This window comes from Streptomyces sp. NPDC031497 (genome assembly GCF_055580905.1).
In genome coordinates this window covers 1-25,439 of sequence record NZ_JBVIKO010000023.1, presented here as the reverse complement: position 1 = coordinate 25,439, position 25,439 = coordinate 1, and the positions used below count along the sequence as shown (strand labels likewise).

Sequence of the window (25,439 nt, the reverse complement as noted above, 5' to 3'; positions counted from 1 at the left end):
GCTGCAGTAGGTCCGGCAGGTGTGCTCCCACGGGCCCCTCTCCGCGGACGTCCTTGATCCAAATGGACATTTCCTACGCGATCGCCTCGGGCAGCGCGGCGAGCTCTGCCTTCATCCGGGTGTCCACGAGTACACGGATGTCGGACAGCGCGCCGCGGGCGCCGCTGAGCTCGGCCAGCCGGGGTCCCAACCCGTAGCAGCCGACCGCCGAGATCTTCTCGTCGTTGACCAAGTAGGTCCACCTCAGGGCCAGGCAGATCACGGGGCCAGCGAGTAGCAGTTGAGCCTGCCTGCTCTGGACGGTTATCGCCAGGGCCGCGGTAGACGCGGCGCGCAGAAGGGAGAGCAGGTTGTCACGGAATGCTATCCGGGCTTTCTGCTCCTCCTTGGTGCGGTCGTTCTCGGCCAGCAGCAGTCTGCTCACGGTGACGTCTACTGTGCCGGCCACGGCCATTCCCAAGCTCGGGTCCCGGCTGGGCTGATGGGTGAGCGGGCAGGGCTCCGTCGCTCCGGCCCCTGCCCGCTCTGAAGACCCGGAAGAATCAGCCCAGATCATCCGGCTTGATGCCGGTGGATGGTTCACCCAGAAACGAAGAAGTGCCTTGCGAACTGCGATGATGGGGTTTTCCTAGGACCACATCAGGCACGATCGACAAGGCACTTCCGAGATACAAAGTTCCCATGCCGCGGCGGCGGTCTCATCCGCGTTCGATGATCCGAACCTGATCGCGTACGGCGGGCTGGAGCCGGTGGTGCGGCTGGCCGAGCGGTGCGGTCTGCCCAAGCTGGCTGGCGAGCACGTCCGGCTGCCCGCCTCGAAGGACGGCACCGGCGCCTTCCCAGCGGCGAAACTGATGTCGCTGGTGGGCGGCATGGCCGCGGGCGCCGACAGCATCGACGACATGGACCGGCTGCGGCACGGCGCGATGGGCCGCCTGTTCTCCGGAGTGCGGGCCCCGTCCACGCTGGGGTCGTTCCTGCGCTCCTTCACCCACGGGCACGTGAAGCAACTGCACGCCGTGGCCCGCCGGTTCCTGCACGAACTGGCCCGTTACACCCCGCTGCTGCCCGGCGCGGACCAGGCCGCCTACGTGGACATCGACGACACCATCCGCCGCACCCACGGCTACGCCAAACAGGGCGCCGGATACGGATACAGCAAGGTCAAGGGCCTGAATGCACTGCTCGGCGTCGTCTCCACACCTCTGTCCGCCCCCGTGATCGCCGCCACCAGGCTGCGCAAGGGACCCTCGAACTCCGCGCGCGGGGCGGCAGCGTTCGTCGCTGAGACCATCCGCACCGCACGCGCCTGCGGCGCCAGCGGCCTGCTGGTGCTGCGGGCGGACTCCGCGTTCTACGGCGCCGACGTCATCAACGCCTGCCGGGCCCTGGGTGCCCGCTTCTCCATCACCATGCGGATGAACGCCTCCGTCAAAGCCACCATCGCCCGCATCGACGAGGACGCCTGGACACCGATCAAATATCCCCAAGCGGTCTGGGACGAGGAGGGCCAGTGCTGGATCTCCGACGCCGAGGTAGCCGAGATCCGCTACACCGCTTTCATTTCCAAGCCGAAGAAACAGCAGGTCACCGCCCGGCTGATCGCGCGCCGCGTCAAGCGCCTGAGCGCCGGTACCGTCCCTGCCGGGCAGGGCACGCTCTTCGATACCTGGCGCTACCACGCCGCGTTCACCGACTCCAGCTCGCCTTGAGGGATGCCGAGCGTGATCACCACCGGCAGGCTGTCGTCGAGCAGGTGATCGCCGATGTCAAGAACAGCGGCTTCGCCCACGCGCCGTCCGGTCATTTCCAGGCCAATGCCGCGTGGCTCGCCCTGGCGGCCCTGGCACACAACCTGACCCGCGCCGCCGGCGCCCTGGCCTCCGCGTTCCGTGCCAGGGCGACCACCGCCACCATCCGTGATCGCCTGATCAACGTGCCCGTCCGCCTGGCCCGCTCCGCCCGCCGCCTCACCCTGCACCTGCCCGAGCGCTGGCCCTGGAGCGAGGACTTCACCCAGCTGTTCAGCACGGTGCATGCACCGGCCCTCTGACGCTCCCTGACCGACCTGCCCGAAAGGGCCCGAGACCTGTGGACAGAGTGGAAGAGCTGGGCAGACCAGCGGCCCCCCATGCCCGAATCCGCAACTCAGCCCCAACACGGCCTGCACGACCCCGAAACGATCAACCGGGAATCAAGCCGGTGGATCCGGGATCAGTGAGGTCTTTCAGCGTTGCCGCTCCAAGGTGAGGACGGCAGCGGCGATTGACGTCATTCGGTTCGGGCTGCACCGGGATCTGCGGAAGATGCGCCAGGACTTCAGTCGGGCCACTCCGCGCTCGACCGGTGCCCGTGCCGCAGATAGCGCGCGGTTGACGGTCTGTTGGGTGGGGTGAGGTCTCGGCCCGGCGGGCGTCTGAGGGCTGTAGTCACCCACGGACCGGCTCCCATGTAGGCCCGGTCGGCGAGGACCGGGATGCCCTGGCGTTCACAGATCCGGATGATCCGGTGGGCGCGAGCCGCAGTGAGATCGTGTGCGCGGCCAGGCAGTGTCGGCGAGATCCACAGCAGCTGCCCGACCGCGTCGGTCACCACCTGCACGTTCACCCCGTGTCGGCGGTGCTTGTGGGAGAAGTCGGCCCGGCTGTCGCCGACCCCGGTCGCACTCCGCCAGGGTGCCATCCAGCAGGACGTACTCCGGTTTGGCCTCGCGCAGGGCGCGCAGCAGGCCAGGGGCGCGGCCGGCAAGCAGGTCGACGACGGCGGTGACGTAGGCGTGGGCGGTGCCGACGGAGATGCCGAACCCGGCAGCGAGTTGGGCGAGGGTGTCATGGCGGCGCAGGTACACCAGGCCGACCAGGGCACGCTGGTGCGGTGGGAGCTTGCAGCGGCGGTCACCCTCGCGAGTGACGATGAGCATGGTCACCCACTCGACCAGGGCGTGGGGCAGGTCGAGTGCGGCAGAATACGGAACCAACGCGGCTCCTGTGCCTGTGGGTTGAGACTTCGAACACCTTCCCCAACGGCACGGGAGCCTCGTGCGTTGCGGGCATCGATCCCGTCACCCGATCAGTGGCCACACTGAAAGAGCTCAGTCAGCCGCACGGAAGGACGGCAGGTTGTTGGGGTTGTTTCGTTCGATCCATCCCTTTCCGTCCGCCGCGATTCCTTCCAGGAGGCGGAAGGTATGGATGAAACCAGCCGCATTGAGGTTGATTTCGGCGATCTCCTGGGCATTTTCGTCCGGCGCCAGTTGATGGGTATCGGCGTCTTTAACGCGAATATTCCTGGCGGGCCCGTTGGTGAGGACGAGCTCCAGGTCGTAGCCGACATGAGTACGTTCCGTGACCTGCACGGAGGACAACGCGTCGAACCGGTAGTTACTTCGCTGCTCGTTCCCACGTTTCGCGTCGGTGAAATCGAATTCCGTGCTGATTTCACGAACGCCATCCTGTGTGACCAGGAAAAGACGGAAGCTGTAGCGCGAGTATCGCCAAGGACCGCCCTTCACACGCCCCCGCTTGTAGGGGCGTGCGGGGGTCATCAGGATGGTGTGGGTGATCAGGTCGCGCCAGGTGAGCTGGTAGTGGCGGAGTGCTTCGTCGACGAACAGCGTCTTGTCGCAGGTGAGCCAGGTCTCCATTTCCAGCTCACTGGGTCGCGTGGTGTCCAGGAACGACTTCCAGTTCTGGTACGCGACTTGCCGCGCGGTCAGCCGCTCCTGATATTCCTGGGTTTCCTCGGCCAGTCGGTGCTCTTCACCCCGGGCCTCCAACCACGAGGAGGCAGCCGCGCGTCCGGACCAGACCACACCGACTACGGCCAGGATGGCCAGCAGCATCTGTGACGCGCCCGCACCTGAGGCCACTGTTCCGAGCAGGGCCAGAGTCGTGATGCCGAGAGTGATGAGTGCGACCACGCACAGCGCCTTCGCCACCGCCGGTGTCTGGTTCTGCTTGCGGTGATCGAACAGAGTACCTTCGTTGTGGCGGTCTCGGGCATCCTCAGCGAGATAGCGGATCAGCCAGTTGACCCGGTCCACGCTGATTCGGCTCTCTCGGTAGAGAAGCGCGATCTCGGCGGCGAGGTTGTTGCGGATGTGGACGGTATGACCGAGCCATTCGTACGGGGCGAATCCATGGGGCAAGCGGGCACTGAAGTAGTGATCGAACGAATGACGGACGCTGTTGGTGAACCCGTCCCCAGCAGAGGCGGGACCGCCCGTGTGCAGGATGGGGGACTCACCAGCCTTGGCCTTCAGCTGCTGCTCCTGGTACCACCATCGGCGGCCGAAGTGAGCCGCGGCCAGGCCCGCACCGAGCGCGACCAGTAAGTCGATGACTGCCGCAGCCGGATCCGCGACCAGCGCCAAGATCCAAAGGAATGCGGTGACGACGGCGAACAGCCCGGCCCGGACTGGAAGGGCTGCCTGGGCGACAGCAGCGGTGCTCGGACGGGGCGGCAGGGCCCGTGGCCCAATGGGGTCGGGTTCGAAATAGGCCCAGACCCGTTGGACCCGGTCGTTGCCGAAGCGAGCTGTCTCGGCCCGCTCACGGTTCTCAGCCCACAGGCTGTCCTTCAGCCCTCCGGTGAGTACGAGGTCCAAGTGGTGAAGGATCGCGTCACGCTGGCGAGGTGAGAGGGTTCGCAACCGCTCCTGCACGCGTCCTGTTTCGCCGTCCGCAGTGCTGAGCATCGCCAGCAGTTCGAAAGCGACGCGGAGAGCGTCTTTCCACTCTCCCTCGGCGTAGGTCCGTACGAGCCCGGACGTATGGTGCAGCTGGTGGAGTTCTTCGGTGCTGAGGTCGTGGTAGGCGCGTGCACTGAGCATGGCAAGCACCCAGTGGAAACGGACCTCCGCGTTGTCGTGTCCGTGGGCTATAGCGTCACTGATCATGTCGCGAGCACGGCTGGGGATGCCATCCTCCAGGAACCGCACACCGACCTTGTACTTTTCCTGAGGCGATGCATCCGGATGGACGAAGTAGACGTTGGAGTTGTGTACGGTCTCGGCCTGGATTCCGACGGTGGAGTCGTATGCGGCCGAGGTGTACGTGACACTGCTGCTGTCGATCATGACAAGTCACCCGCCGCAACAACCAGTGGTGCCAGCCTGGCCACCAGCTCGGAAAACTCCGCGACCAGACCGCGTAACCTTTTGAGTGCCATGGTCGCCCTCTTGGACGATCCGGGCGTGTTCTCCCTTGCCGCCCGGCGGGCAAAGCCCAGCTCGGCCAGTGCCTCTCGGCAGGTGTCGTCGTCGAGGGCGCCCTCCGCGTGGTGACGCCTCAGGTGCTCACGGAAACCGTCCAGTTCCGCGACCAGGTCCGCCGGACTGGTCACCTTCGGTCCCGCGTTCAAGTGGACGCTGCTCTCCTTGACTGAGCCGGCCATGATGCCAACGGTGCTGCTATGCGCGGTGTTGCTGACATGCGCTTTGAGTCTGTCGGACGGATAGGCGTTGTCTGCCTGGGACATTGCGATCTGCTCCTGTTCTCCCACCAGTTCCACGGCCAGCCGTGTGGCGAATGCCGCCGCGTTCGCTGCGGCCCGTGGTTGCCAGTTACGGTCCTTCGCGCTGCTCTTCGTGCCATCTGCTCGGTCGCTGATTCCCCGGATGATGGCCACCGGTGCCCCATTGAGATGACCGGCCTGTGCCACACCGGCGGCCTCCATCTCGATCGCGAGCGCGTCGTTGTAGTGCTGCCGGATCCACCGCGCCTCGGCCGAGATCTTCGAGTTCTGTACGACCTCGCCGGCGGCGATAGCGCCGAACCGCACCTGTGGCGCGCGCCCATGACCGGGCGTGTCGTCGGCCCAGTCGTTCACGCGAGCCAGATGCGAGCCGAGTTGGCTGATACCGTGCGCCGCCTCCCACACCCGGGGACGGGCCTTGAGTCCGTCGTCCTCGCTGGTCCCGCCGTGGTAGGCGTACACGTGTGTCGCCATCACCACGTCACCCAGCCTGGTTGTGTCCCACAGGGCACCGGCGACGCCGACGAACAACACAGCCACCGGAGAAAACTCCTGTATTGCGCGCTCAGCGATCACCGCGGCGGAATGATTCCCCTTGTTGGTCAGACCGAGCGCGACACGACACGGAGTGCCCTGCACGGTTCCCACCTCGAACCGCGTCCCACGCTCATGACGGTGCACCTGCGGACCGGCCAGTTTCCGGCGCACGGCCTGGTACTCGAGATTGAGGGCAGTGAGAATCACCACCAGGTCTTTCGACATCTATTCCCCATCCTCTCTCATGTCCTCTTCCGTCGTGGACGGGACAGGTCGGATCAGTGGTGGGGACAACACCGTCCTCGGCCCGGCCCGGTACAGCCGCGCGGGCCGTCCTCCCGTGGTCCTACGTCCCGAGCCTGCGGGGATGATGAATCCCTTTACGGCCTGGACCTTCCGGTAGAAATTACGGGTGTCGAGTTCGGTGCCCCAAACCGCCTCGTACACCTGCTGCAACTCGGCTATGGTGAAGATTTCTCCGCAGAATGCCGTGGCCAGCGCCGAGAATTCGAGCTTGGTTCGCGCGCTTTCGATTCCGTCCGTCACGATTCGGCGGTGATCGAAGGCCAGTTCCACCTCACCGGACAGGACGGTTTCCGCGGGAACCCACGCAGCATCCATCGCATCCGTTCCCGCGACCGGTTCGGGAAGCCCCGGCGCGATCGCCAAGTGGGCCACGGAAACGACTCGCCCCCGTGGATCACGGCCTGCGTTCCCGTAGGTGGCCAACTGTTCAAGGTGCACCCACCCGGCAGCCAGAGCGGTTTCCTCACTCAACTCACGGTGAGCGGCGTCCAGAATCTCCTCACCAGCGTGATTGAGGAATCCGCCAGGCAGAGCCAGCATGCCCTGAAAAGGATCTTCGCCCCGCTCCACGAGCAGGACACACAGTCGCCCCTCACGCAGTGTCAGGATCACGAGATCGACCGTCAGTAGCACGGGCGGCGGTGACCACGCGTCAGCTTGCATGCCGCTTAGGGTACTTCGGTTCCTGTCGCTTTGACAAGAAGGGCCCTACGAACGCCCTTGGTGCCGTATGGCGGAGGCGTTCTGTGCGGTCAACTCGTCTTCCACTCCACTGCCAGACGCGGGCCGACCGCGGTCTGCTTTTTCGTTGTGTCCGACGCCAACGCCCAGGTCAGCACCGCACAACCCCGCATCGGGGAACGGCGTGAACGACCACGACGAGATAGGCGTCATCCTCGGGCTGGATGTCGGCAACAGCCACCATCACGGGCACAGGCTCACCCCGACCGGCAAGAAGGTCTTCGACAAGCAACTGCCCAACACCGAACAAAAACTGCGGGACGTCTTCGAGAAACTGAAGGCCAAGTTCGGCACCGTCGTGGTGGTCGTGGACCAGCCCGCCTCGATCGGTGCCCTCCCGCTTACGCCCCGCGCGCTCCGTTCCGGCTCATCGGCGACGTGACAGGGGTCTCGGAGCAGACTGCGGCCCGTCGCTACCAAGTCCTTCGCCGCAGCGGGGTGATGCGCGTCGTGGGTCTGGTCAACCCCGCCGTATACGGAGAGGCACAATGGGTTGCTCGTATCCACTGCCGCCCCGACCGCGTCGGCCCGCTCGCCGACGCTCTCACCCGGCGGCCCGACATCGCCTACGCCGCCATCGCCTCGGGCGGCTCGGAAATCATCTGCATCATCCGGTCACCGCTCCAGGCCCAGCGCGATGACATGCTACTGCGCCAGTTACCCAAGTCCGCTTCCGTGCTCGACGTGAGCATCGACTTGCTCGTCCACGCCTTCGGCAGCCCTGACACAGCCGGCTGGACCGGCTACGGCGAACACCTCACGCCCGAGCAGAAACACCGGCTCACCAGCGGCCGACCTCCCGCTTCGACCGGACCTCTCCTGCCCCCTACCACCCAGGGGGCTCCCCTCCTCGACGCCCTCGCCGAGGACGGCCGCACCACCCACACTCAGCTCGCCGACCTCACCGGCTGGTCCAAAGGCCGCGTAGCCCGCCGACTTGAGGCCCTGAAGACGTCCGGCGCACTCTCCTACGACGTCGACCTGATTCCCGAATGCCTCGGCCGCCACCTCAACGCCACCCTCTGGCTGCGCGTCACCCCAGCCCATCTGGAGCGCACCGGAAATGAGATCGCCCGCCACGACGAAGTCGCCTTCGCCGGAGCTATCAGTGGCGACAGCAACGTGATGGCCGTCGTCGTCTGTCGCGACGCCGAGGACTTCTACCGCTACCTGGCCACCCGGCTCGCCGCCATTCCCGGCATCGACGGCTACGGGGTCAGCATCAGGTTCCGCCGCCTCAAGCAGGCCGCCTCCCTCATCTCCCACGGCCGCCTGGTCCATCCCACACTCGCGTAGACCCCGGCTTTAAGCGCCGGGAGAGGACGGAGCGAGATCCCTCACCATCGCAGGCACCGGAAACGTCGTCCTCGAGACGACATGAGGAGTCGTCATGAGGACGACATCCGACTCTGGATACCAGCGGCACCCGGACGCTCAGCACAACCGGGACCAGGCGTGGGCACGGCTCACCCAGACTCCCTCGGGCGGCCGCCAGCTCCCCTCACGCAGCGACGGCTCGCTGGGACGGCTGATGAACATCGCACGGAACTACGACCGCATCTGCCAGCGGGCCGAGGGCACCCTGCTGCCCGACGCCGCAGATGCCGACGTGCTCGCCGCACAGCTGGCCATCCGGATCCTGCGCGAGAAGCTCGACCACGACGAACTCAAGCGCACCTCGCTCGCACGCACCAGAAGGGTCACCTGGCGCGCATCGCCCCATGGCAGGAGCTCAGCGGGCGACAGGCGGCAGGGCGGCGACACCTTCAGGTCGGCCGGGCCTGCACCCGACCAGACGGCACGGTGCCGCGTGCACAGAGCGAGCGAGTGGAACAGGCCCGCGAGCGCCGTAGCCGGCGCGCTGAACGAGAGTGGGCATGCCACCATGCGCAGCGGATCCGCCGCATGGCAGCTCAGCTGACCGCCATCGGTAACCCCCAAGACCGCGTCGACCGGTCGCAGGAGGCGCGGGTCATCCGGCGGTCCGTGGCTCCGAAACCCAGGGCAACCCTGAGCCGGTCCCACTCGTGTGGCCGACCGCCCTGCGGGACGGTATGGCCGAGGACGAACGGTCCGCAGTGCCCCGCCCCAGCCCCTGACGACGGCGACTCGGACTGGCATCGGCAGCAACACGAAGCCGACGTCCTGCACCGCCTCCTCGGTCTGGTCCGGTACGCGGCCAACCCGCGCAACATCGATCCGTCCGACCTCCCCGACCTGGCCGATGCCATCCGTGACTTCACCGCGACTCGCAGTAACAAGCCAAGACCCGCCGACCACCAAGTCCGGGCGCATGACCTGTCTCAGGGAACGTTGAGCGTTCTCGACAGCGTGCGGGCCGGCCGGGCCGCATCCGGCGCGGCTCCTGCCGCCGACTGTCCCCGTGTCCCTTGAACCCGCGTTCGCGGTGACGCGGGTCGCGTCACCGTATGCGGTGATCCAGTGGGCATGACTGAGCGCAACCAGGACTGCGCCCGGCCGCCCGTGAGCGGGATCTCACGGGGGCCCGCTCACTTCGTCCTTCATCCGTCTCAGTGGTCGAGACAGGTGTTTGACATTAGGCGATCTTATGGCGGATAAAGTACATGCTTTGGCCACGTGATGACGTTCCGTGGTGATCCAGCCCTGCTAGCCGAATGAGTGCCGCCGTGTCCCATTCCTCCTCCCCGGCCCCCGTCGATCCGCGGGAGGACTGGGACGCCTGGTGTGCCGGACGCCGCCGCGCGCTCACCTCGCCGACCGGCAACCTCGCCCTCGTCGAGACCCGCTGGCTCCCGGCCGGTGAGCAGGCCGACGCAGAGGCGGCCCGCGTCGGACAGCCCGCGACGGTGACGGTCACCACGCTGAGCCGCACCGATCTCGTCACCGGCGAGCCCGAGCACGGCCTGCGGTTCTGGGACGCCGACGCGCCCGCGATCCGCCACTTCGAGGGCGTCGACACCTTCCCGTACGACCCCGCCTGGGTCCTGGAGGCCGCCTACACGCCGGTCCCGGGCGCCCGCCGGATCGCCTTCGAGCACATCCGGGACAACGGCGGCAGCCGCGACCTGGTCGTTCCCGGTGACATCACCCTCACCGTCGACGGCCGCGAGTACACCCTCAGCGCCTTCGACGACGACGGCACCCTGCTGCTCGTCTTCGGCGACCCCACCAACGGGGACACCACCTACGGCGCCGGCCGCTTCCTGTTCGTCGAGCGCACCGCCGACGAGGGCCGGGTCGTCCTCGACTTCAACCGGGCCTTCGTGCCGCCCTGCGGCTTCTCCGATCAGTACAACTGTCCGATGCCGCCGCGGCAGAACCGCTTCCACCTGGCCGTCGAGGCTGGCGAGAAGCGCCCCGTCTTCCGCGACGGCTTCCCCGCACAGTACTGATCGCCCGCAGCCCTTCCCGTACCGCAGCACGAAAGCACCCACACGCCATGAGACTGAACAAGCCCGCCCTGTACGCCGCCGCGACCACCGCCGCCCTCGCGCTCGTCCTTACCGCCTGCGGCGGTTCCGCGACCAACGCATCCGGCGGCACCTGGGACAAGAACGCCACCGTCAACATCGGCTCCCTGTACGAGCCGCAGAACCTCGACAACACCGCAGGCGGCGGCCAAGGCGTCACCGAGGCACTCAACGGCAACGTCTACGAAGGCCTCTTCCGCCTCACCGACGACGGCAAGGTCGACAAGCTCCTCGCCCAGGACTACAAGGCCAGCGCCGACGGCCTCACCTACACCTTCACCCTGCGCAGCGGCGTGAAGTTCCACAGCGGCAAGGAGCTCACCAGCGCCGACGTCAAGTACAGCCTGGAGAAGGTCCTCGCGAACGACTCGCAGTCCGCCCGCAAGAGCAACCTCGAGGTCGTCAAGGACATCGCCACCCCCGACGCGCACACCGTCAAGGTCACACTGTCGCAGCGGTCGATCTCCTTCGTCTACAACCTCTCCTACGTCTGGATCATCAACTCCCAGGCGAAGAACCTGAAAACCAGCGAGGACGGCACCGGCCCGTACACCCTCGGCAAGTGGACGCGCGGCTCGGCGCTCAGCCTGAACCGGTTCGCCGGCTACTGGGGCGGCGCGGCGGCCAACAAGCAGGTCGTCTTCCACTACTTCAAGGACGCCACCGCCCTCAACAACGCCCTGCTGACCAACGCCGTCGACGTGGTCACCAGCGAGCAGTCGCCGGACGCCCTCGACCAGTTCAAGAGCAACCAGAACTACAAGGTCAACGACGGCAACTCCACCACCAAGCTGCTGCTCGCCTTCAACGACAAGGCCAAGCCGTTCACCGACGTCAAGGTACGCCAGGCCGTCTCCGCGGCCATCGACGACAAGAAGCTCCTGGAGTCGGTCTGGGGTGGCTACGGCAAGCTCATCGGCTCGATGGTACCGCCCACCGACCCTTGGTACGAGGACCTCACCAAGGTCAACGCCTACGACGTCACCAAGGCCAAGCGGTTGCTCGCCGAGGCCGGTTACGCCAAGGGCTTCTCCTTCACCCTCGACACCCCCAACTACGACCCGCACCCCACGGCCGCGACCTTCATCAAGGCGCAGCTCACCAAGGTCGGCATCACCGTCAAGATCAACACGATCACGCCGGACGAGTGGTACACCAAGGTCTACAAGAACCACGACTTCACGGCGACGCTCCAGGAGCACGTCAACGACCGCGACCTGGTCTGGTACGGAAACCCCGACTTCTACTGGGGTTACGACAACAAGCAGGTCACCCAGTGGGTCGCGCAGGCCGAGGAGGCCACCACGACCGCGCAGCAGACCGAACTGCTGAAGAAGGTCAACCGCAAGACCGCCGAGGACGCAGCCAGCGACTGGCTCTACCTCTACCCGCAGATCGTGGTCGCGAGCACCCAGCTCTCCGGCTACCCGCTCAACGGCCTGAACTCCCAGTTCTACGCCTACGACATCAAGAAGAAGGACTGATGGGGCGCTACCTCCTCAGACGCCTCGCCTTCCTGGTGGTGTCGCTGGTGCTGGCGAGTGTGGTGCTCTTCGTGCTGCTGCGCCTGCTGCCCGGCGACCCGGCCAACGCACTCACCTCGGTGGGCGCGAGTCCGGAGCAGATCGCCGCGGCCCGCCACTCGATCGGCTCCGACCGGCCGCTGCCCGAGCAGTTCACCCACTGGCTCGGGCAGCTGGCGAGCGGCGACCTGGGCACCTCCTTCGTCAGCTCGCTGCCGGTCGGGCCCGAGGTGACCGCCCGCCTGAACGTCACCGTCCCGTTGACGCTGGCCGCGTTCGTGCTGGCCGTCCTCGTCGCCGTACCCGTCGGCTTCGTCGCCGCCCACAAGCGGCACACCTGGTACGGCGCCCTGCTCAGCGGGATCTCCCAACTGGGCATGGCCGTCCCGGTGTTCTGGCTCGGCATGATCCTCATCGCGGTGTTCGCACTGAATGCGGGCTGGCTGCCGTCGGGAGGCTTCCCGCAGGACGGCTGGGCCGCGCCCGCCGACGCCGTCCGCTCGCTCGTGCTACCGGTGGTCACGATCGCCCTGGTGATGAGCGCCTCGCTGATCCGCTACGTCCGCTCGGCCACCCTCGACGTCCTCGGCAGCGACCACCTGCGCACAGCGCGCGCCCTCGGCGCGTCCTTCCCGGCGGCCATGTGGCGGCACGGGCTGCGCAACGCCTCCGTGCCGGTGCTCTCCGTGCTCGGCATCGAACTCGCCTCGACCCTGCTCGGCGCGGTCGTCGTGGAGTCCGTGTACGCGCTGCCCGGCCTCGGCTCGCTGCTCGCCACCGGCATCGCCCAGCACGACTACCCGGTGATCCAGGGCGTGCTGTTCGTCTCCACCCTGGCCGTTCTGCTGATCGGGTTCGTCGCCGACCTCGTCCAGCGGATCATCGACCCGCGGCTGCGCGGCCGGCTGTCGGGAGGAGCCCGATGACCACGACCGACGTCCTGGACAAGGCCACGCTCTCCACGCCCGCCCGCAGCCGCCGCCGCTCGGCGACCCTGCTCATCGGCTGCACCCTCACCGGACTGATCGCGCTACTCGCCCTGGTCTCGCTGGTCTGGCTGCCGTACGCCACCGACGACACCTCCGGCGGCCGGCTCGCCGGTCCCGGCGGCGGGCACCTGCTCGGCACTGACAAGCTGGGCCGGGACCTGTTCACCCAGCTGATGACGGGCTCGCGGATCGCCGTCGAGGCCGGACTCGGCTCGGTGCTGATCGCCGCGCTGATCGGCGTCACCCTCGGGGTGCTCGCCGCCTTCGCGCAAGGGTGGCTCGACGACACCCTGGCCGCGTTCCTGGACATCCTGATCGCGTTCCCGACGCTGCTCCTTGCGATGCTCGTCGTCGCCGCCCGATCGGCGACCCTCGGCTCCGCCGTCCTCGCCATCGGCCTGGCCCAGAGCGCGGTCGTCGCCCGGCTGGTGCGGATCCTCGTCAAGCGGGTCCTCGCGCAGGACTACATCACGGCCGCCCGCACCTCGGGCACCTCCTGGCCGCGCACCGTCACCGGGCACGTCCTGCCCAACATCTGGCCCACCCTCGTGGTCAACCTCGCCCTCCAGTTCGGCCTCGCCGTGCTGGCCGAGGCCGGTCTGTCCTACCTCGGCCTCGGCGCGCCGCCGCCCAACGCCTCCTGGGGCCGCATGCTCCAGGAAGCCCAGGCCACCTTCACCACCGCCCCGGCCGGCGCCCTGGCCCCCGGCATCCTGCTGGTCCTGCTCGTCGTCGGCGCCAACCTGATCGCCGACGGGCTCCGCGACACCCGCGACCCGGCGACCCGGCAGAGGCGGTCATGACCCTCCTCGACGTACACGGCCTGACCGTGCGCACCGCCGACGGACGCACCCTGGTCGACGACCTCTCCTTCCGGATCGACGCGGGCGAACGCCTCGGCCTGATCGGCGAGTCCGGTTCCGGCAAGTCCCTGACCACCCTCGCCTTGCTGGGCCTGCTTCCCGACGGGATGCGCGTGGACGGCAGCGTGACGCTGGCCGGCACCCAGGTCGTCGGCGCCACCGAGAAACAGCTCACGACGGTCCGCGGACGCCGGGCGGCCGTGGTCTTCCAGGAACCGCTCACCGCCCTCGACCCGCTGATGCGGGTAGGCCGCCAGATCGCCGAGCCCCTGGCCCGCCGTACCCGCCTCAAGGGCAGGCAGTTGCGTGCGGCCGTCGGGGAGGCCCTCGCCCGGGTCCGGCTGCCCGAACCCGGGCGGATCGCCCGCGCCTTCCCGCACGAGATCTCCGGCGGCCAGCGCCAGCGCGTCGCCCTCGCCATGGCCCTCGCCTGCGAACCCGACCTGCTCATCGCCGACGAGCCCACCACCGCCCTCGACGTGTCGGTTCAGGCCGAGATGCTCGACCTGCTGGACAGCCTCGTGCGCGAACGGGGGATGGCCGTGCTGTTCGTCAGCCACGACCTCGCCGTCGTCGCCAAGATCGCCGACCGCGTCCTCGTCCTCAAGGACGGCCGAGCCGTTGAGGAGGGCCCCGTCCTGGACGTCATCGGCGCCCCCGCCGCCGAGTACACCAAGACACTCGTCGCCGGCGCCCGCAAGCTGGAGGCCGCCCTGGACCTGAGGAGCGCCCGATGACCCCCGTACTCGAACTCGACGACGTGTCCGTCCGCTACCGGGGCGCCGCCGCCGACGTCGTCCAGAGCGTTTCCCTGGCCGTCGAACCGGGACAGTCGCTGGCGCTGGTCGGCGAGTCCGGCGCCGGCAAGACCACCCTGCTGCGCCTCCTGCTGGGCCTCGCCCGCCCCACGAGCGGCACTGTCCGCTTCGACGGCGAGCCCCTCGCCCCGCGCGACCGGCAACAGCTGCGCCGATTCCGGCGGGGCGTGCAGTGCGTCTTCCAGGACCCGTACTCCTCTCTGGACCCGCGCCGCCGCGTGGCCGCCATCGTCGCGGAACCGCTGCGCTCCCTCGGCCTGGACAGCCGTACGACCGCCGCGCCCAAGGTGGCCGCCGCGCTGGAACGCGTCGGGCTGCCCGCCGACGCGGCCACCCGCTACCCGCACGAGTTCTCCGGCGGCCAGCGCCAGCGCATCGCCATCGCCCGCGCCATCGTGTGCGACCCGCGCGTCCTGCTCGCGGACGAACCCGTGAGCGCGCTCGACCTCACGACCCGGGTGAAGGTCGTCGACCTGCTCGCCGAGCTGAAGCAGGAGCGCGACCTGACCCTCGTCATGGTCAGCCATGACCTGTCGGTCGTCGCATCGCTGTGCGAGCGCACGGCAGTGCTGGAGCGTGGCCGGCTGGTCGAACAAGGCGCCACCGAGCGGGTGCTGGGCACCCCGGAGGACCCGTACACCCGGCGGCTGATCTACAGCGTGCCCCGGCTGCCCGTCTGAGTCAGGCGGCCGGCCCGAAATAGTGGCCCTTGTCCAGGTCGTCCAGCAGGCCCGGGTGCGACGGCCGCCAGTCCAGCAGTTCACGGGTGGCCGTGCTAGAAACCGGGGTGTCCAGGCCGATGAAGCCGCCCCGCCAGGTGAAGTGCGCGGCCGGAGCGACGTCTACCTCACCGGCCACCACGCCGCCCACATGGGCTCAAGCCCAGGGTCTTCGTGGAGAACTTCGTGCCGGGGAGGCATGTTTTCGCTGCGCTGGTGCAGGCAATCTCCAGTTTCCGCACCAGCGTGACGGTTGACGGCCCACCGCACTCCTCCACCAGCGGCAGTTGACGCATATGGTTGAGCACGACGACGGCCAGCGGGAGGTCGAGCACCACAGCGGTGGCGAGCTCGGTGCCCGTCTGGAGGAAGCTGCCGTCATCGAGAATCGCGACGACCTGCCAGCCCCGTGCGCCGAGTTGGGCGCCAATGGCGGCCGACACCCCGACCGCCTGGCCAAACGCCTGTGGAGCGCCGGTAAGACCGGTAGACGTGCCCGCACAACGCGGTGAAGTAGGAAGCCCCCGGAAGGGTCAGACGCCCCAGGCCGGAATCCCTGGACTTTAGGCCAGGGAGCACGTCAAACGTCAAGGTCAGGGCGTGTAGTAGGTCGGGTTGGGGAGTTTGAACGTGGAGTCTGCGTGGCCGCCGGTGAGGTCGCTGTACTGGTCGCCGATGCTGGTCAGTACGTCGTAGCCGAGGGATTCGATGTACGCGCGGGTGCCGGACTTGTACTCGACCGTCGTGCAGGTGGAGGCGCAGGACAGGTACGAGGGGACCGAGGTCGCATCGGGGCTGAGGTAGAGGCCGTCGGCAGTCGGGTAACCGGCCTTAGCAAGGTTGCCGACGGTGGCATTCTTCAGCGCCTGCGGGCGGCCGGTGATGTAGAAGACCGCGATACCGTTGTCGTGGGCCCAGGTGGCCAGTTGGAGCGTCGCAGGGATCACCGGAAGCTTCTGCGCCAGCGCCCACTGACCAGCCGCCGAGGTGTTGTGGTAAGCGAAGTCGTTGTTGGCGCCGTAGCTGTACGTGGACAGGGCCGTGTCATCGATGTCGAGCACGATCGCCGGCTTCTGTACTCCGGCGCTGACGCGCCGCTTGAGGTACTTCAGCGCACGGCTGTCGACCTTCCCGAGGTCCTTCGCCCAGGCGCTCGTGTTGGACGCCTGGTGCAGGCCGTCGGCATCGACGTAGTCCCCGTAGTACGACGCGATGTCCTGCTTGACCGTGTCCAGGTTCTGCGGAGCCGCGGCGGAGATCTGCGCCCGCGCGTCACCACCACCGTCCGAGGCGAACGCTACCGCGCCCCAGGCCACGCTTAACGCCATCGCGCCAGACACTCCGGCGAGAAGGGCACGCGTCCGAGTGACGTGTCGAAGGACCGAAATCCTCATGATGATGCTCCAGTTGACTCAGCACTTGATAGGTCCCCCGCTTAGATTCTTTCCGATGCGGAATGATATCCACCGCTACTGGCGGCGACTGCTCTAAAGGTACGGAAGGGCACGCATATTGCCCGGCCGGTCGGAAGCGGACTCTCACAACTGCCCACACAATGAGCCGAGTTGTCGGCGGGTGATGAGGCAGCAGGCGAGTTTGAGGAAGACTCCTCACGGCCCCAAGCCGTCAAACTGCAGCAGCCAAGGCGGTTGGGGATGCGGTGTTCTCATCGAGCAGTTCACACCGGTGAAGGCAATGGAACAACTGCCCGAGCATGCGGTTGAAGAGGTTGCGCTGGGCGGCGTGCCAGTCCCCGTGCTCGTCGCGACGGCGACGTTAGTGGGCCATGCCTCCGGGCGAGGCGCGCAGGGCGGAGGAGGCCCAGAGACAGCCGGCGTGGTTGAGGCGGTCGTTCTTGGCCCAGCGGCGGGTGATGCCGGACCTCTTGCCGAAAGCCCAGTTGATGGGCGAGAAGACGGCGTATGCCATCAGGCCGCGGGCGTCGGCGAAACGGCCGCGGTCGTCCTTGACCTCGGCGAGCACCCGGGCGCCGAGCTGGACGCCGAGGCCGGGAAAGCTGAGGATGATCTCAGCGTCCGGGCGCTGAGGGAAAGCTCCCTACACCGCCGACCCCACCCACCCCGACACCCCTGCCACCTACACCTCCACCTCCACCTGCGGAGCCACTTCGCGGCCGCTTAGGTCCGGGGCTGGCTTCGCCTTCATATCCGGCCCGGTCAGCGAACGTCTCTTGCGCCGGGTGACGCGGCGGATGTCGCGCTCAAACATCACGCGGGCGACGCGCTTGCGGATTACCCGCCGGCCCAGGCGGTGCAGTTCGGCGTGGATGCGCGGGACGCCGTAGGTGTGGCGGGAGGCAATGTGCAGCACGTGTGAGCGAGCGTATCGTCGTTGGCCTGCCGCTTGCGGCGGGCGGCCTCGCCCTCGCGTCAGGCGTAGTAGGAGGAGCGGGCGACCTTCAGCACCCGGCACAGCGACGATCGGGTAAGTCGCCTTCTCCGCGCGGATCAACCGGCACAACTCGCCCACCGGTCGTTCTCCTTCACGAAGAGGGCCGCCGCTCTTTTCAGGACCTCGATCGTCTGCTGCTGTTCACGGACCTCCTTGCGCAGCCGCTCGAGCTCCTCGCGCTCGGCGCCGGTCAGCTCACCGGACTCGCCCTCGCCCCGGTCCGCCTTCGCCCGGCGGTACCAACCACGCAGGGACTCGGACCAGATACCGAGCTCCCGAGCGATGGCGGTGACCGTCTTGCCCGAAGAATCGACGAGCGCGATCACGTCCCGCTGGAACTCCTCGGTGTGCCGCTTCATGTACTTGCTGCCCACCTGGTGCTACTCCCTCTGAAATTTCAAGATCCCAGTCTCCAGGTGTCCGCGATCAAGGAAGCATCACCTGGTGCTCTGCGAGCCCTTACTGACTTCGGCTCGTCAAGGTGACGTCGGGGTGTCGAGGGCCAGGCCGGTGCCGACTATGAAGCCGTCGAGGGTGTCGGGCCGGTACTGAAGGCGCCTGAGCCGGTCGCGTACGAGCGTCTCGAGCCGGTCGAGAGCGACGACGGCGAGGTTGGCCAGACTGCGCTTGACGTGCGCCCACACCCACTCCGCCGGGTTCAGGTCCGGCGAGTACGCGGGCAGCAGGAACACCGTCAGCCAGTGACGAGGGGCTGCGCACGCTGCCAGTAGGAGTCGAACAGCTCGAGGGGTACGTCGAGCAGGCCCGACTGGTGGACGACGGCGATCCTGTCGTAGCGGCCCGGGACCAGCAGCTGCGCGTAGGTCCATGATGCGCAGTCTGAACGGCAGGGCCGGCAGGATGCGGGCCTGCTCGCCGATCTGGGCAAGGTGATTGATCAGCTCGAAACGGCCCGGCTGCGCCAGTGCCTCCGGAGGGTAGACCGACCGTATGTCGACGCCGCGGCCCAGCAGGTCCATCGTCAGGGCCTCCTCCAACTCAGTGCTGTAGGGGCCCAGATAGGGGGGTCGATCGAGCACCCAGAAATAGGTGCGGACCGACTGCATCAGTTCGGCGACGCGCAGCGTGATCTCCGCCTCGCCGGTGATCACTTCCACCAGTCCGGTCGGATCCTCTTGCAGCCGACGGGCGCGGTATTCGTCTGCCAGGTCGTCGACGGTGCCCCACACCGCGGTGAACGTCGCCTTGGTCTCGGCCCGGCGTCTGGCCAGCAGTGCCCGCAGCGCGGTGTGCGGGCTGACCGGCCGGTACTGGCCGTGTCCTTCCTTTCTCAGCATGCCCATTTCTGCCAACCGGGAGACGGTGCGCCTGATCCGGCTGGGGGTGGCGCCCAGGGTCTCGGCGATCTCGGCAGTCGTCCGGTCCGACGTGGTCAGATAGGTGCGGTAGACCCGTTCGTCGAACTCGCTGTCCCCAGGGTGCTCAGCACCGGCTGCCCTCCCGGTGATCGCCGCCCAGCGAGCAGTCGGGACGGTCGTGACGCGAATCGCCAACTGGCGATGTGCGACACCAGTTTGATCTAGACATTCGTCGTTCACAAGCTTTCACTATGAACGTTCACGCCACCTGTGGACGGGTTCCGAGCACCCTCTGTGCCTACGACCGGCCAGGCGGCGCCACTTGGACGGCAGAGGACGACCGTGCCCTGACCGACCGCAGAGCCGGGAGAGACTTTGTGAATGCACACCACCGCAGACGCTGGAGTGTGCCGGTTGCCGCCGGCGCCCTGATACTTGCGCTGGCCGGCCCCTACGACGCCGTGGCTTCGGTGTCCTCAGCAGCCCGTTCCGACGTCGTCGGCTCCCCGTCGACCGCTTCCACGTCCGACCGGGTGCCCGCCGGCGACCACTCCGTCACGCTGATCACCGGTGACGTGGTCACCACCCGGCAGAGCCCTGGCACCGACAACGGGACCGGAGGCATCGTCAGCGTCCGCGGTGCCGACGGGCGCCCGGTTGAGACCCACATCCTGACGTCGGGCGACGACCTCTACGTGTTCCCCCAGTCCGTGCTGCCCTTCGTGGCCAAGGGCATCCTGGACCGGCAGCTCTTCAACATCACGGCCATGATCGCCGACAGGTACGACGACGCGCACCGTGACCGGCTGCCGCTCATCGTCTCCTACACGCACTCCGCCGACGCGCGCGGCAAGGCCGCCGCTCTGCCCGACGGTGCGACCCGGGTCCGTACCCTCGACGGAATCAACGGCGCCGCCCTCACCGCGGACCGCTCGCAGGCCGCGGACTTCTGGAAGTCCGTGGCCGGGACGGCGGCGACCGGCGGAGCCCGCAAGCAGTCCGCCGCACCTGCCTTCGCTGACGGGATCGCGCACATCTGGCTGGACGGCCTCGTCCACGCCGACCTCGCCGACAGCACGGCGCAGATCGGTGCCCCTCAGGTCTGGGCGGGCGGCGACACCGGACAGGGCGTGGACGTGGCCGTCCTGGACACCGGCGTCGACGCGGGACACCCCGACCTCGCGGACCGCGTCGCGGGCCGGCAGAGCTTCGTACCGGACGAGAACACGGACGACCACGTCGGTCACGGCACTCATGTCGCGTCCATCATCGCCGGCACCGGCGCGGCGTCCGACGGCAAGGAGAAGGGTGTCGCGCCCGGCGCCCGCCTCGACATCGGCAAGGTGCTGGACGACACCGGGTCCGGTCAGACCTCCTGGGTCCTGGCCGGCATGGAATGGGCCGCGGTCGACCAGCACGCCAAGGTCATCAACATGAGCCTCGGCGACGGTCAGGCGTCCGACGGGACGGACCCCCTCAGCCAGGCCGTCGACACGCTCAGCGCCCAGACCGGCGCGCTGTTCGTCGTCGCCGCCGGCAACGCGGGGGCACCCGGCACCATCGGCGCACCGGGCGCGGCGAGCGACGCGCTGACCGTGGGTGCCGTCGACTCCGAGGACTCCGTGGCCGAGTTCTCCAGCCAGGGGCCTCGCGTGGACGGCGCGCTGAAGCCGGAGATCACCGCCCCCGGGGTCGACATCCTCGCGGCCAACTCCCAGTTCGACGGCAACGGCGAGGGCGCCTACCAGACCATGAGCGGCACCTCCATGGCCACGCCCCACGTGGCGGGCGCCGCCGCGCTGATGGCCGCCGCACATCCCGACCTCACCGGAAGCCAGCTGAAGGATCTGCTGGCCAGCAGTTCCCGGCAGACCCCGCAGTACGACGCCTTCCAGGCGGGCAGCGGCCGCCTCGACGTCGCCGCGGCCTCGCACGCCGGAGTCTTCGCCTCGGCGACCGCGTACGCCGCGCAGGTTCCGCAGAATCCCGCCGACGGCGTGCGGCGCCCCGTGACGTACACCAACACCACGGACACGCCCGTCACCCTCGCGCTGAGCGTCGAGGCGGCACACTCCCCCGCCGGGGTGTTCCGGCTCTCCGCCTCCCAGGTGGTCGTGCCCGCGCACGGCAGCGCCGGCGTCACCGTGACGATCGACGGCTCTGGCGTCACCGCCGCCGGCCGGTACACCGGCCAGGTCGTCGCGAAGACCGCGGCCGGCCAGGTCGCGGCGCACACCGCCATCTCCCTCGGCAATGTCGAGCACAAACTGACCATGGAGTTCAAGGACGCCCAGGGGCGGCCCATGTCCGGCGTGGTCGAACTGCTCAGGTCCGGTGACGACTCCCCGGCGTTCGTCGTGATCGACGACTCCGGTACGGCGCAGATGTACCTGCCCAACGACGTGTACTCGGTGCTGTCTTTCAAGACGGTGCAGGGCGTCCACGGTCCCCACTCGTGGGGCATGGCACTGCTGGGCGACCCGGACGTCCGACTGGACCGCGACACCACCGTCACGCTCGACGCGTCCAAGATCGACCGCATCGACATGACGACCCCTCAGCGGACCGAGACGACCTACCAGCGACTGGACTACACCCGCCTGATGGGCGGCCAGAACTGGCGGGACTACATGGAGACCCAGACCAACTACGACAGCCTGTGGGCCCAGCCGACCACCCACAAGGTCACCCACGGCGACTTCTACCTGGCGGCCCGGTGGCGCAAGGAGCAGCCCGCACTGTCCGTCTCCACCCGGACGACCGACTACACCGACGTGCTGCGCCAGGACGGCGTCACCCCCCTGCCCAAGGGCAGCGTCAAGCTCCCCCTGGTCTTCGCCGGTCAGGGCGCGAGCACCGACTACGCTCACCTCGACGTGCACGGCAAGGCCGTGGTGGTACGCCGTAACGACGACGTGTCCGACAGGGACCAGGCAGCCGCTGCGATGGGCGCGGGCGCGAAGCTCATGCTGGTCGTGAACAACGTGGACGGCCGCGGCTTCCGCTCCTACAACGCGCCTTTCAGCTCGCTGCCCATCCCGCTCGACGTGGGCCTGCTCAGCACCGACGAGGGCGAGAAGCTCGTCCACCAGGCCCAGACCCGAGGCGCTTCGGTCACGGTCGGCTCCGCGCCCGTGAGCCCGTACGTCTACGACCTCGACCAGACCTGGCACAACGAGACCCCCAGCCGCATGGTGGTGCAGGGCAGTTCCAAGAACCTCGCCCGGGTCGACGAGACCTTCGACAGCCCGGCCCCGGGCAGCACCGGCGGCGAGTTCCGCTTCGACTGGCCCACCTACAACAACTGGGCCATCGGCGCGATGATGCCGGAGCCGGTCCGAGGGAAGCGCACCGACTGGGTCTCCACCGGGGGCTTCAACAGCTGGAGCCAGAGCGCGTACGCGGACGGCATGGTCTTCGAAGCCGGGGCCAAGACCTCCTACCGGGCGGGCAGCACGCAGTCCGAGGAGTGGTTCAAGCCGATCGAACGACCCTACCTGAACGACGTCTACAGTCTGCCCACGCGCACGGGTGACCACCTGTACATCGACACCCCCGCCTGGGGCAGCCGCAACCACGTCGGCATGAACCAGATCGACGGCGGAGCAGAGCAGCGGCAGACCCTCTACCAGGGCACCACGGAATTGGGCACGGGGACCTTCACCAACGTCTCGGGCGACGCACCCGGAGCCGGCAAGCTGCCGTACCGGCTGGTTGTCACCGGCAAGCGCGACGTGGCGTTCACCCCGTACTCCTCCAGCACGCGCACCGAGTGGGACTTCACCTCGAAGGCGACGGCGGACGACACCCGCGCGGTGCTGCCGCTGGTGCAGGTCGACTACGAGGTCGGCACCGACTCGGCCGGGCGGGCCGGACGGCACGACACCCTGTCCGTCACGGCCGCTCAGCTGCCGGGTGCCGTCGGCGCCGGCCGGGTCGGCGCGGTCACCCTGGAGATGTCCTACGACGGCGGCACGACCTGGCACCGGGCCACCCGTGATCACGACGGGCGGTACCGCCTGGACGCGCCGCAGAAGGCGTCCTACGTGTCACTCAGGGCGAGCGCCGTGGACTCGGCGGGCAACGCGGTGCACCAGACCGTGATTCGGGCGTTCGGCCTGCGCTGACGCACAGTCGCGGATCACGCGAGTGAAGAACGGTCCGTCCGGGGTCGCACGACCCCGGACAGACCGTTCGCCGCTCCGGCGGTCCCGTACCCCGTGGCGCGGCCCGGTCGACGGAGAGTGCTCAGCAACATGGCGCTTCAACCGTGTTCAGGACCATGACGAACCAGAGCCATTCACCCTGAGAGGGCGTTACTGCAAGTGCGTATCTGAGTATGGGCAGCTCGTGCATACATGTGACCCTGACCGGCCTCTTGCGATCCCCAGAATATGTTCGCTTGGGTTGTCCGGCGGGCATGTCCCTCCCGTCGTAGCGTGAAGACCGTGACTGCAGGGGAAGTTGGGAGTCATGGCGGAGAAGCGACGGAAGTTCGATCCGGAGTTCCGTGAGGGAGCTGTACGGATCGTCACGAAGACCGGCAAGACGATCGCCGAGGTCGCCGACGACCTGGGGAGCAACGAGATCACTCTGGCGAGCTGGGTCTCCCGCGCCCGCCGGGCAGGGGCCGTACCGGCCGGTGCGAGTGACGAGCTGGAGCGGTAGCGGCGTGAGAACGCCCAGCTCAAGCGGGACGACAAGGAACTGGTCATGGAGCGTGATGTCCTCAAACGCCGCGTCGTCCTGTGGGTGAAGTAGCCGTGGCGGACCCGGCGTCCGTCGTCGGGGTGATCAGCGACTTCAGGACCGAGCAGGGCATTTCGCACCGCGTCTCCTGCCGCGCTCTGGGCGTGAGCGACTCGTGGTTCTCCAAGCACCGCACTCGCCAGCCCACCCGGCGTGAGCTGCGCAGACAGCGTCTGATGGAAGTGGTGAAGGAGGAGTTCGGCACTTCGGGCGGCACCTACGGTTCGCCGAAGATCTGGATCAGGCTGGTGAGGCAGGGCTGGCGGGTCTCGGTGAACATCATCGCGAAGATCACGGCCGAGCTGGGCCTGGTCGCACGGAAGATGCGCAGCCGGCGGGGGCTGACCCGGCCAGGGAAACGGCCGGCCGCCTCGGACTTCGTACGCCGGGACTTCACCGCCGAGGCACCGGACCTGGTCTGGTGCGGGGAACATGACGGAGATCGAAACCAGTGAGGGCAAGCTGTACCTGGCCACGGTCATCGACCTGTTCTCCCGTCGCCTGCTCGGCTATGCGATGGGTGCCCGTCACGATGCCGAACTGGTCGTCGCCGCCCTGCACATGGCCGCGGCGAGCCGTGGCGGGGACGTGAGCGGTGTCATTTTCCACACGGACCGCGGCAGCGAGTACGGCTCGCGCAGGTTCCGCCGGGCCTGCCGCCGGCTGGGCGTCTTCCAGTCCATGGGCCGGGTCGGCTCATGTTTCGACAATGCCGTCAGCGAGGCGTTCAACAGCGTTCTGAAGGTCGAGTACGTCCACCGGCACGCCTTCAACACCCGCGCCGAGGCCCGGATCCGAATCGCGACGTGGATCACCGACTTCTACAACGGCCGTCGGCTGCACAGCGTGTGTGGCTTCAAGAGTCCGATCGGCTACGAACACGACTACTGGGCCAGCCTCACCGAGGAACTGGCTGCATAGGAGGTCTCCACAGTTCGAGGGGATTGACAATTGTTCAGCAACCCGAATCCAGCAGAACCGGGGCATACCAACGCAAGGGGGATGACACTCACGTTGGTAGGGTTGCGCACATGTGTGTCACGCTCGGGTATGTGTGTGTGACCTGACGGCAGAGGAACAGGCTGGGTAGGTGGGTTTATGCGTTTGGATCCGGATTCGTCGTTGGGTAGGGCGTTTGCTGTTTTGACGGGTATGGAGTGGCCGGATGTTGATGAGGGTTTGATGGTGGGGCGGGTGGTGGGTCCGCATGAGGAGGTGGATCGGGTTCTGGGTGAGTTGCAGGGGTTGGTGGGGCGGGTGGTGGGGTCGGTGGGTTCTGCGGTGGAGGGGGAGTGGTCTGAGGCGTATGTGCGGGCGATGTCGTCGTTTGCGTCGGGTGAGGGTGCGGGGTATGTGCAGGCGTTGCGTGATGCGTCGTCGTCGTTGGCGGATTATGGGCGGCGTTCGGTGGATGAGGCGTATGTGACGCAGGTGACGATGATTGCGCAGTTGGTTCAGTTTGTTGTGGAGTGGTTTTTGACGTTGGTGTTGGCGGTTTTTAATCCGGTGGCGGCGGCGGTGCGGCAGTCGTTTTTG

Annotated in this window: 24 protein-coding genes and 4 pseudogenes; 15 read left to right on the top strand and 13 right to left on the bottom strand. The window is 67.8% G+C overall.

What is annotated here, in order from left to right; translation table 11 throughout:
- Positions 1-73: 73 nt before the first annotated feature.
- The gene (locus ACZ5K7_RS36070) at positions 74-448 is read right to left on the bottom strand and encodes a hypothetical protein (protein WP_468920434.1); all 375 of its coding nucleotides are present in this window, start codon (positions 446-448) and stop codon (positions 74-76) included.
- A gap of 220 nt (positions 449-668) precedes the next feature.
- Here ACZ5K7_RS36070 and ACZ5K7_RS36065 point away from each other — a divergent pair.
- Positions 669-2,053: pseudogene (locus ACZ5K7_RS36065) on the top strand (IS1380 family transposase).
- A 174-nt stretch (positions 2,054-2,227) separates the two neighbouring features.
- On the opposite strand, the pseudogene ACZ5K7_RS36060 reads toward ACZ5K7_RS36065, so the two are convergent.
- The 5 genes and pseudogenes from ACZ5K7_RS36060 to ACZ5K7_RS36040 all read right to left on the bottom strand — a co-directional run bounded on the left by ACZ5K7_RS36060 (position 2,228) and on the right by ACZ5K7_RS36040 (position 6,981).
- Positions 2,228-2,592: pseudogene (locus tag ACZ5K7_RS36060) on the bottom strand (transposase family protein).
- Positions 2,489-2,977: a helix-turn-helix domain-containing protein gene (locus tag ACZ5K7_RS36055; protein WP_468920432.1), complete on the bottom strand. Its 489-nt coding sequence runs from the start codon at positions 2,975-2,977 to the stop codon at positions 2,489-2,491. Before ACZ5K7_RS36055 ends, ACZ5K7_RS36060 begins: the two are co-directional and overlap by 104 nt.
- Before the next feature lie 114 nt (positions 2,978-3,091).
- Positions 3,092-5,077: a hypothetical protein gene (locus ACZ5K7_RS36050; RefSeq protein WP_468920429.1), complete on the bottom strand. Its 1,986-nt coding sequence runs from the start codon at positions 5,075-5,077 to the stop codon at positions 3,092-3,094.
- On the bottom strand, positions 5,074-6,237 hold the full coding sequence (locus ACZ5K7_RS36045) for a 5'-methylthioadenosine/S-adenosylhomocysteine nucleosidase family protein (RefSeq protein ID WP_468920426.1): 1,164 nt from the start codon (positions 6,235-6,237) through the stop codon (positions 5,074-5,076). The genes ACZ5K7_RS36050 and ACZ5K7_RS36045 overlap by 4 nt, the downstream gene beginning before the upstream one ends.
- A complete protein-coding gene (locus ACZ5K7_RS36040; protein WP_468920424.1) occupies positions 6,238-6,981 on the bottom strand; it encodes an NUDIX hydrolase in 744 nt (247 codons plus the stop codon). It abuts the gene before it with no gap.
- Between the two features lie 202 nt (positions 6,982-7,183).
- Between ACZ5K7_RS36040 and ACZ5K7_RS36035 the strand changes: the two are divergent.
- The 9 genes and pseudogenes from ACZ5K7_RS36035 to ACZ5K7_RS35995 all read left to right on the top strand — a co-directional run.
- A pseudogene (locus ACZ5K7_RS36035) lies at positions 7,184-7,405 on the top strand (IS110 family transposase); the annotation flags it as partial.
- A 32-nt stretch (positions 7,406-7,437) separates the two neighbouring features.
- On the top strand, positions 7,438-8,355 hold the full coding sequence (locus tag ACZ5K7_RS36030) for an Lrp/AsnC ligand binding domain-containing protein (protein ID WP_468920421.1): 918 nt from the start codon (positions 7,438-7,440) through the stop codon (positions 8,353-8,355).
- A gap of 94 nt (positions 8,356-8,449) precedes the next feature.
- The gene (locus ACZ5K7_RS36025; protein ID WP_468920418.1) at positions 8,450-8,980 is read left to right on the top strand and encodes a hypothetical protein; all 531 of its coding nucleotides are present in this window, start codon (positions 8,450-8,452) and stop codon (positions 8,978-8,980) included.
- A 715-nt stretch (positions 8,981-9,695) separates the two neighbouring features.
- Positions 9,696-10,433: a DUF1684 domain-containing protein gene (locus tag ACZ5K7_RS36020; protein WP_468920415.1), complete on the top strand. Its 738-nt coding sequence runs from the start codon at positions 9,696-9,698 to the stop codon at positions 10,431-10,433.
- A gap of 47 nt (positions 10,434-10,480) precedes the next feature.
- Complete coding sequence (locus ACZ5K7_RS36015) at positions 10,481-11,995, top strand: ABC transporter substrate-binding protein (protein ID WP_468920412.1); 1,515 nt, start codon at positions 10,481-10,483, stop codon at positions 11,993-11,995.
- Entirely contained in the window at positions 11,995-12,960 is a 966-nt protein-coding gene (locus ACZ5K7_RS36010; RefSeq protein WP_468920409.1) for an ABC transporter permease, read from the top strand. The genes ACZ5K7_RS36015 and ACZ5K7_RS36010 overlap by 1 nt, the downstream gene beginning before the upstream one ends.
- A complete protein-coding gene (locus ACZ5K7_RS36005) occupies positions 12,957-13,826 on the top strand; it encodes an ABC transporter permease (protein ID WP_468920406.1) in 870 nt (289 codons plus the stop codon). Before ACZ5K7_RS36010 ends, ACZ5K7_RS36005 begins: the two co-directional genes overlap by 4 nt.
- Positions 13,823-14,623, top strand: coding sequence for an ATP-binding cassette domain-containing protein (locus ACZ5K7_RS36000; RefSeq protein ID WP_468920403.1), 801 nt, complete (start codon positions 13,823-13,825; stop codon positions 14,621-14,623). The genes ACZ5K7_RS36005 and ACZ5K7_RS36000 overlap by 4 nt, the downstream gene beginning before the upstream one ends.
- Positions 14,620-15,384, top strand: coding sequence for an ABC transporter ATP-binding protein (locus ACZ5K7_RS35995; protein WP_468920400.1), 765 nt, complete (start codon positions 14,620-14,622; stop codon positions 15,382-15,384). The genes ACZ5K7_RS36000 and ACZ5K7_RS35995 overlap by 4 nt, the downstream gene beginning before the upstream one ends.
- A gap of 1 nt (position 15,385) precedes the next feature.
- On the opposite strand, the gene ACZ5K7_RS35990 is transcribed toward ACZ5K7_RS35995, so the two are convergent.
- The 7 genes and pseudogenes from ACZ5K7_RS35990 to ACZ5K7_RS35960 all read right to left on the bottom strand — a co-directional run bounded on the left by ACZ5K7_RS35990 (position 15,386) and on the right by ACZ5K7_RS35960 (position 19,394).
- Positions 15,386-15,565, bottom strand: coding sequence for a hypothetical protein (locus ACZ5K7_RS35990; RefSeq protein WP_468920398.1), 180 nt, complete (start codon positions 15,563-15,565; stop codon positions 15,386-15,388).
- Complete coding sequence (locus tag ACZ5K7_RS35985) at positions 15,552-15,866, bottom strand: thiamine pyrophosphate-dependent enzyme (protein ID WP_468920397.1); 315 nt, start codon at positions 15,864-15,866, stop codon at positions 15,552-15,554. The genes ACZ5K7_RS35990 and ACZ5K7_RS35985 overlap by 14 nt, the downstream gene beginning before the upstream one ends.
- A gap of 150 nt (positions 15,867-16,016) precedes the next feature.
- Positions 16,017-16,751 (bottom strand): HAD family acid phosphatase, encoded by a 735-nt coding sequence (locus ACZ5K7_RS35980; protein ID WP_468920395.1) that lies wholly within the window; start codon positions 16,749-16,751, stop codon positions 16,017-16,019.
- 298 nt (positions 16,752-17,049) lie between these two features.
- Positions 17,050-17,478, bottom strand: a pseudogene (locus tag ACZ5K7_RS35975) (transposase); the annotation flags it as partial.
- 42 nt (positions 17,479-17,520) lie between these two features.
- Positions 17,521-17,754 (bottom strand): IS3 family transposase, encoded by a 234-nt coding sequence (locus ACZ5K7_RS35970; RefSeq protein ID WP_468920393.1) that lies wholly within the window; start codon positions 17,752-17,754, stop codon positions 17,521-17,523.
- A gap of 137 nt (positions 17,755-17,891) precedes the next feature.
- A complete protein-coding gene (locus ACZ5K7_RS35965) occupies positions 17,892-18,209 on the bottom strand; it encodes a transposase (protein WP_468920390.1) in 318 nt (105 codons plus the stop codon).
- Positions 18,210-18,311: 102 nt separating this feature from the next.
- Positions 18,312-19,394, bottom strand: a complete 1,083-nt coding sequence (locus ACZ5K7_RS35960) for a TrmB family transcriptional regulator (RefSeq protein WP_468920387.1) — start codon at positions 19,392-19,394, stop codon at positions 18,312-18,314.
- Positions 19,395-19,531: 137 nt separating this feature from the next.
- Between ACZ5K7_RS35960 and ACZ5K7_RS35955 the strand changes: the two genes are divergently transcribed.
- The 5 genes from ACZ5K7_RS35955 to ACZ5K7_RS35935 form a co-directional block, all read left to right on the top strand.
- Complete coding sequence (locus ACZ5K7_RS35955; protein WP_468920384.1) at positions 19,532-23,281, top strand: S8 family serine peptidase; 3,750 nt, start codon at positions 19,532-19,534, stop codon at positions 23,279-23,281.
- A 346-nt stretch (positions 23,282-23,627) separates the two neighbouring features.
- Positions 23,628-23,822, top strand: coding sequence for a transposase (locus ACZ5K7_RS35950; RefSeq protein WP_468920381.1), 195 nt, complete (start codon positions 23,628-23,630; stop codon positions 23,820-23,822).
- A gap of 95 nt (positions 23,823-23,917) precedes the next feature.
- Positions 23,918-24,358 carry an IS3 family transposase gene (locus ACZ5K7_RS35945; RefSeq protein ID WP_468920379.1) on the top strand — a complete coding sequence of 147 codons (441 nt, stop codon included), beginning with the start codon at positions 23,918-23,920 and terminating at the stop codon, positions 24,356-24,358.
- Positions 24,336-24,824 (top strand): IS3 family transposase, encoded by a 489-nt coding sequence (locus ACZ5K7_RS35940; protein WP_468920376.1) that lies wholly within the window; start codon positions 24,336-24,338, stop codon positions 24,822-24,824. Before ACZ5K7_RS35945 ends, ACZ5K7_RS35940 begins: the two co-directional genes overlap by 23 nt.
- Positions 24,825-25,001: 177 nt before the next feature.
- Positions 25,002-25,439 (top strand): hypothetical protein (locus ACZ5K7_RS35935; protein ID WP_468920373.1); only part of this gene is annotated, 438 nt, incomplete at its 3' end.

Excerpts from the sequence above, each read along its gene's own strand:
- ACZ5K7_RS36050 (WP_468920429.1), bottom strand. The coding sequence starts at position 5,077 with ATGATCGACAGCAGCAGTGTCACGTACACCTCGGCCGCATACGACTCC.
- ACZ5K7_RS36045 (WP_468920426.1), bottom strand. The coding sequence starts at position 6,237 with ATGTCGAAAGACCTGGTGGTGATTCTCACTGCCCTCAATCTCGAGTAC.
- ACZ5K7_RS36040 (WP_468920424.1), bottom strand. The coding sequence starts at position 6,981 with ATGCAAGCTGACGCGTGGTCACCGCCGCCCGTGCTACTGACGGTCGAT.
- ACZ5K7_RS36025 (WP_468920418.1), top strand. The coding sequence starts at position 8,450 with ATGAGGACGACATCCGACTCTGGATACCAGCGGCACCCGGACGCTCAG.
- ACZ5K7_RS36020 (WP_468920415.1), top strand. The coding sequence starts at position 9,696 with ATGAGTGCCGCCGTGTCCCATTCCTCCTCCCCGGCCCCCGTCGATCCG.
- ACZ5K7_RS36015 (WP_468920412.1), top strand. The coding sequence starts at position 10,481 with ATGAGACTGAACAAGCCCGCCCTGTACGCCGCCGCGACCACCGCCGCC.
- ACZ5K7_RS36010 (WP_468920409.1), top strand. The coding sequence starts at position 11,995 with ATGGGGCGCTACCTCCTCAGACGCCTCGCCTTCCTGGTGGTGTCGCTG.
- ACZ5K7_RS36005 (WP_468920406.1), top strand. The coding sequence starts at position 12,957 with ATGACCACGACCGACGTCCTGGACAAGGCCACGCTCTCCACGCCCGCC.
- ACZ5K7_RS36000 (WP_468920403.1), top strand. The coding sequence starts at position 13,823 with ATGACCCTCCTCGACGTACACGGCCTGACCGTGCGCACCGCCGACGGA.
- ACZ5K7_RS35995 (WP_468920400.1), top strand. The coding sequence starts at position 14,620 with ATGACCCCCGTACTCGAACTCGACGACGTGTCCGTCCGCTACCGGGGC.
- ACZ5K7_RS35980 (WP_468920395.1), bottom strand. The coding sequence starts at position 16,751 with ATGGCGTTAAGCGTGGCCTGGGGCGCGGTAGCGTTCGCCTCGGACGGT.
- ACZ5K7_RS35950 (WP_468920381.1), top strand. The coding sequence starts at position 23,628 with ATGGCGGAGAAGCGACGGAAGTTCGATCCGGAGTTCCGTGAGGGAGCT.
- ACZ5K7_RS35940 (WP_468920376.1), top strand. The coding sequence starts at position 24,336 with ATGACGGAGATCGAAACCAGTGAGGGCAAGCTGTACCTGGCCACGGTC.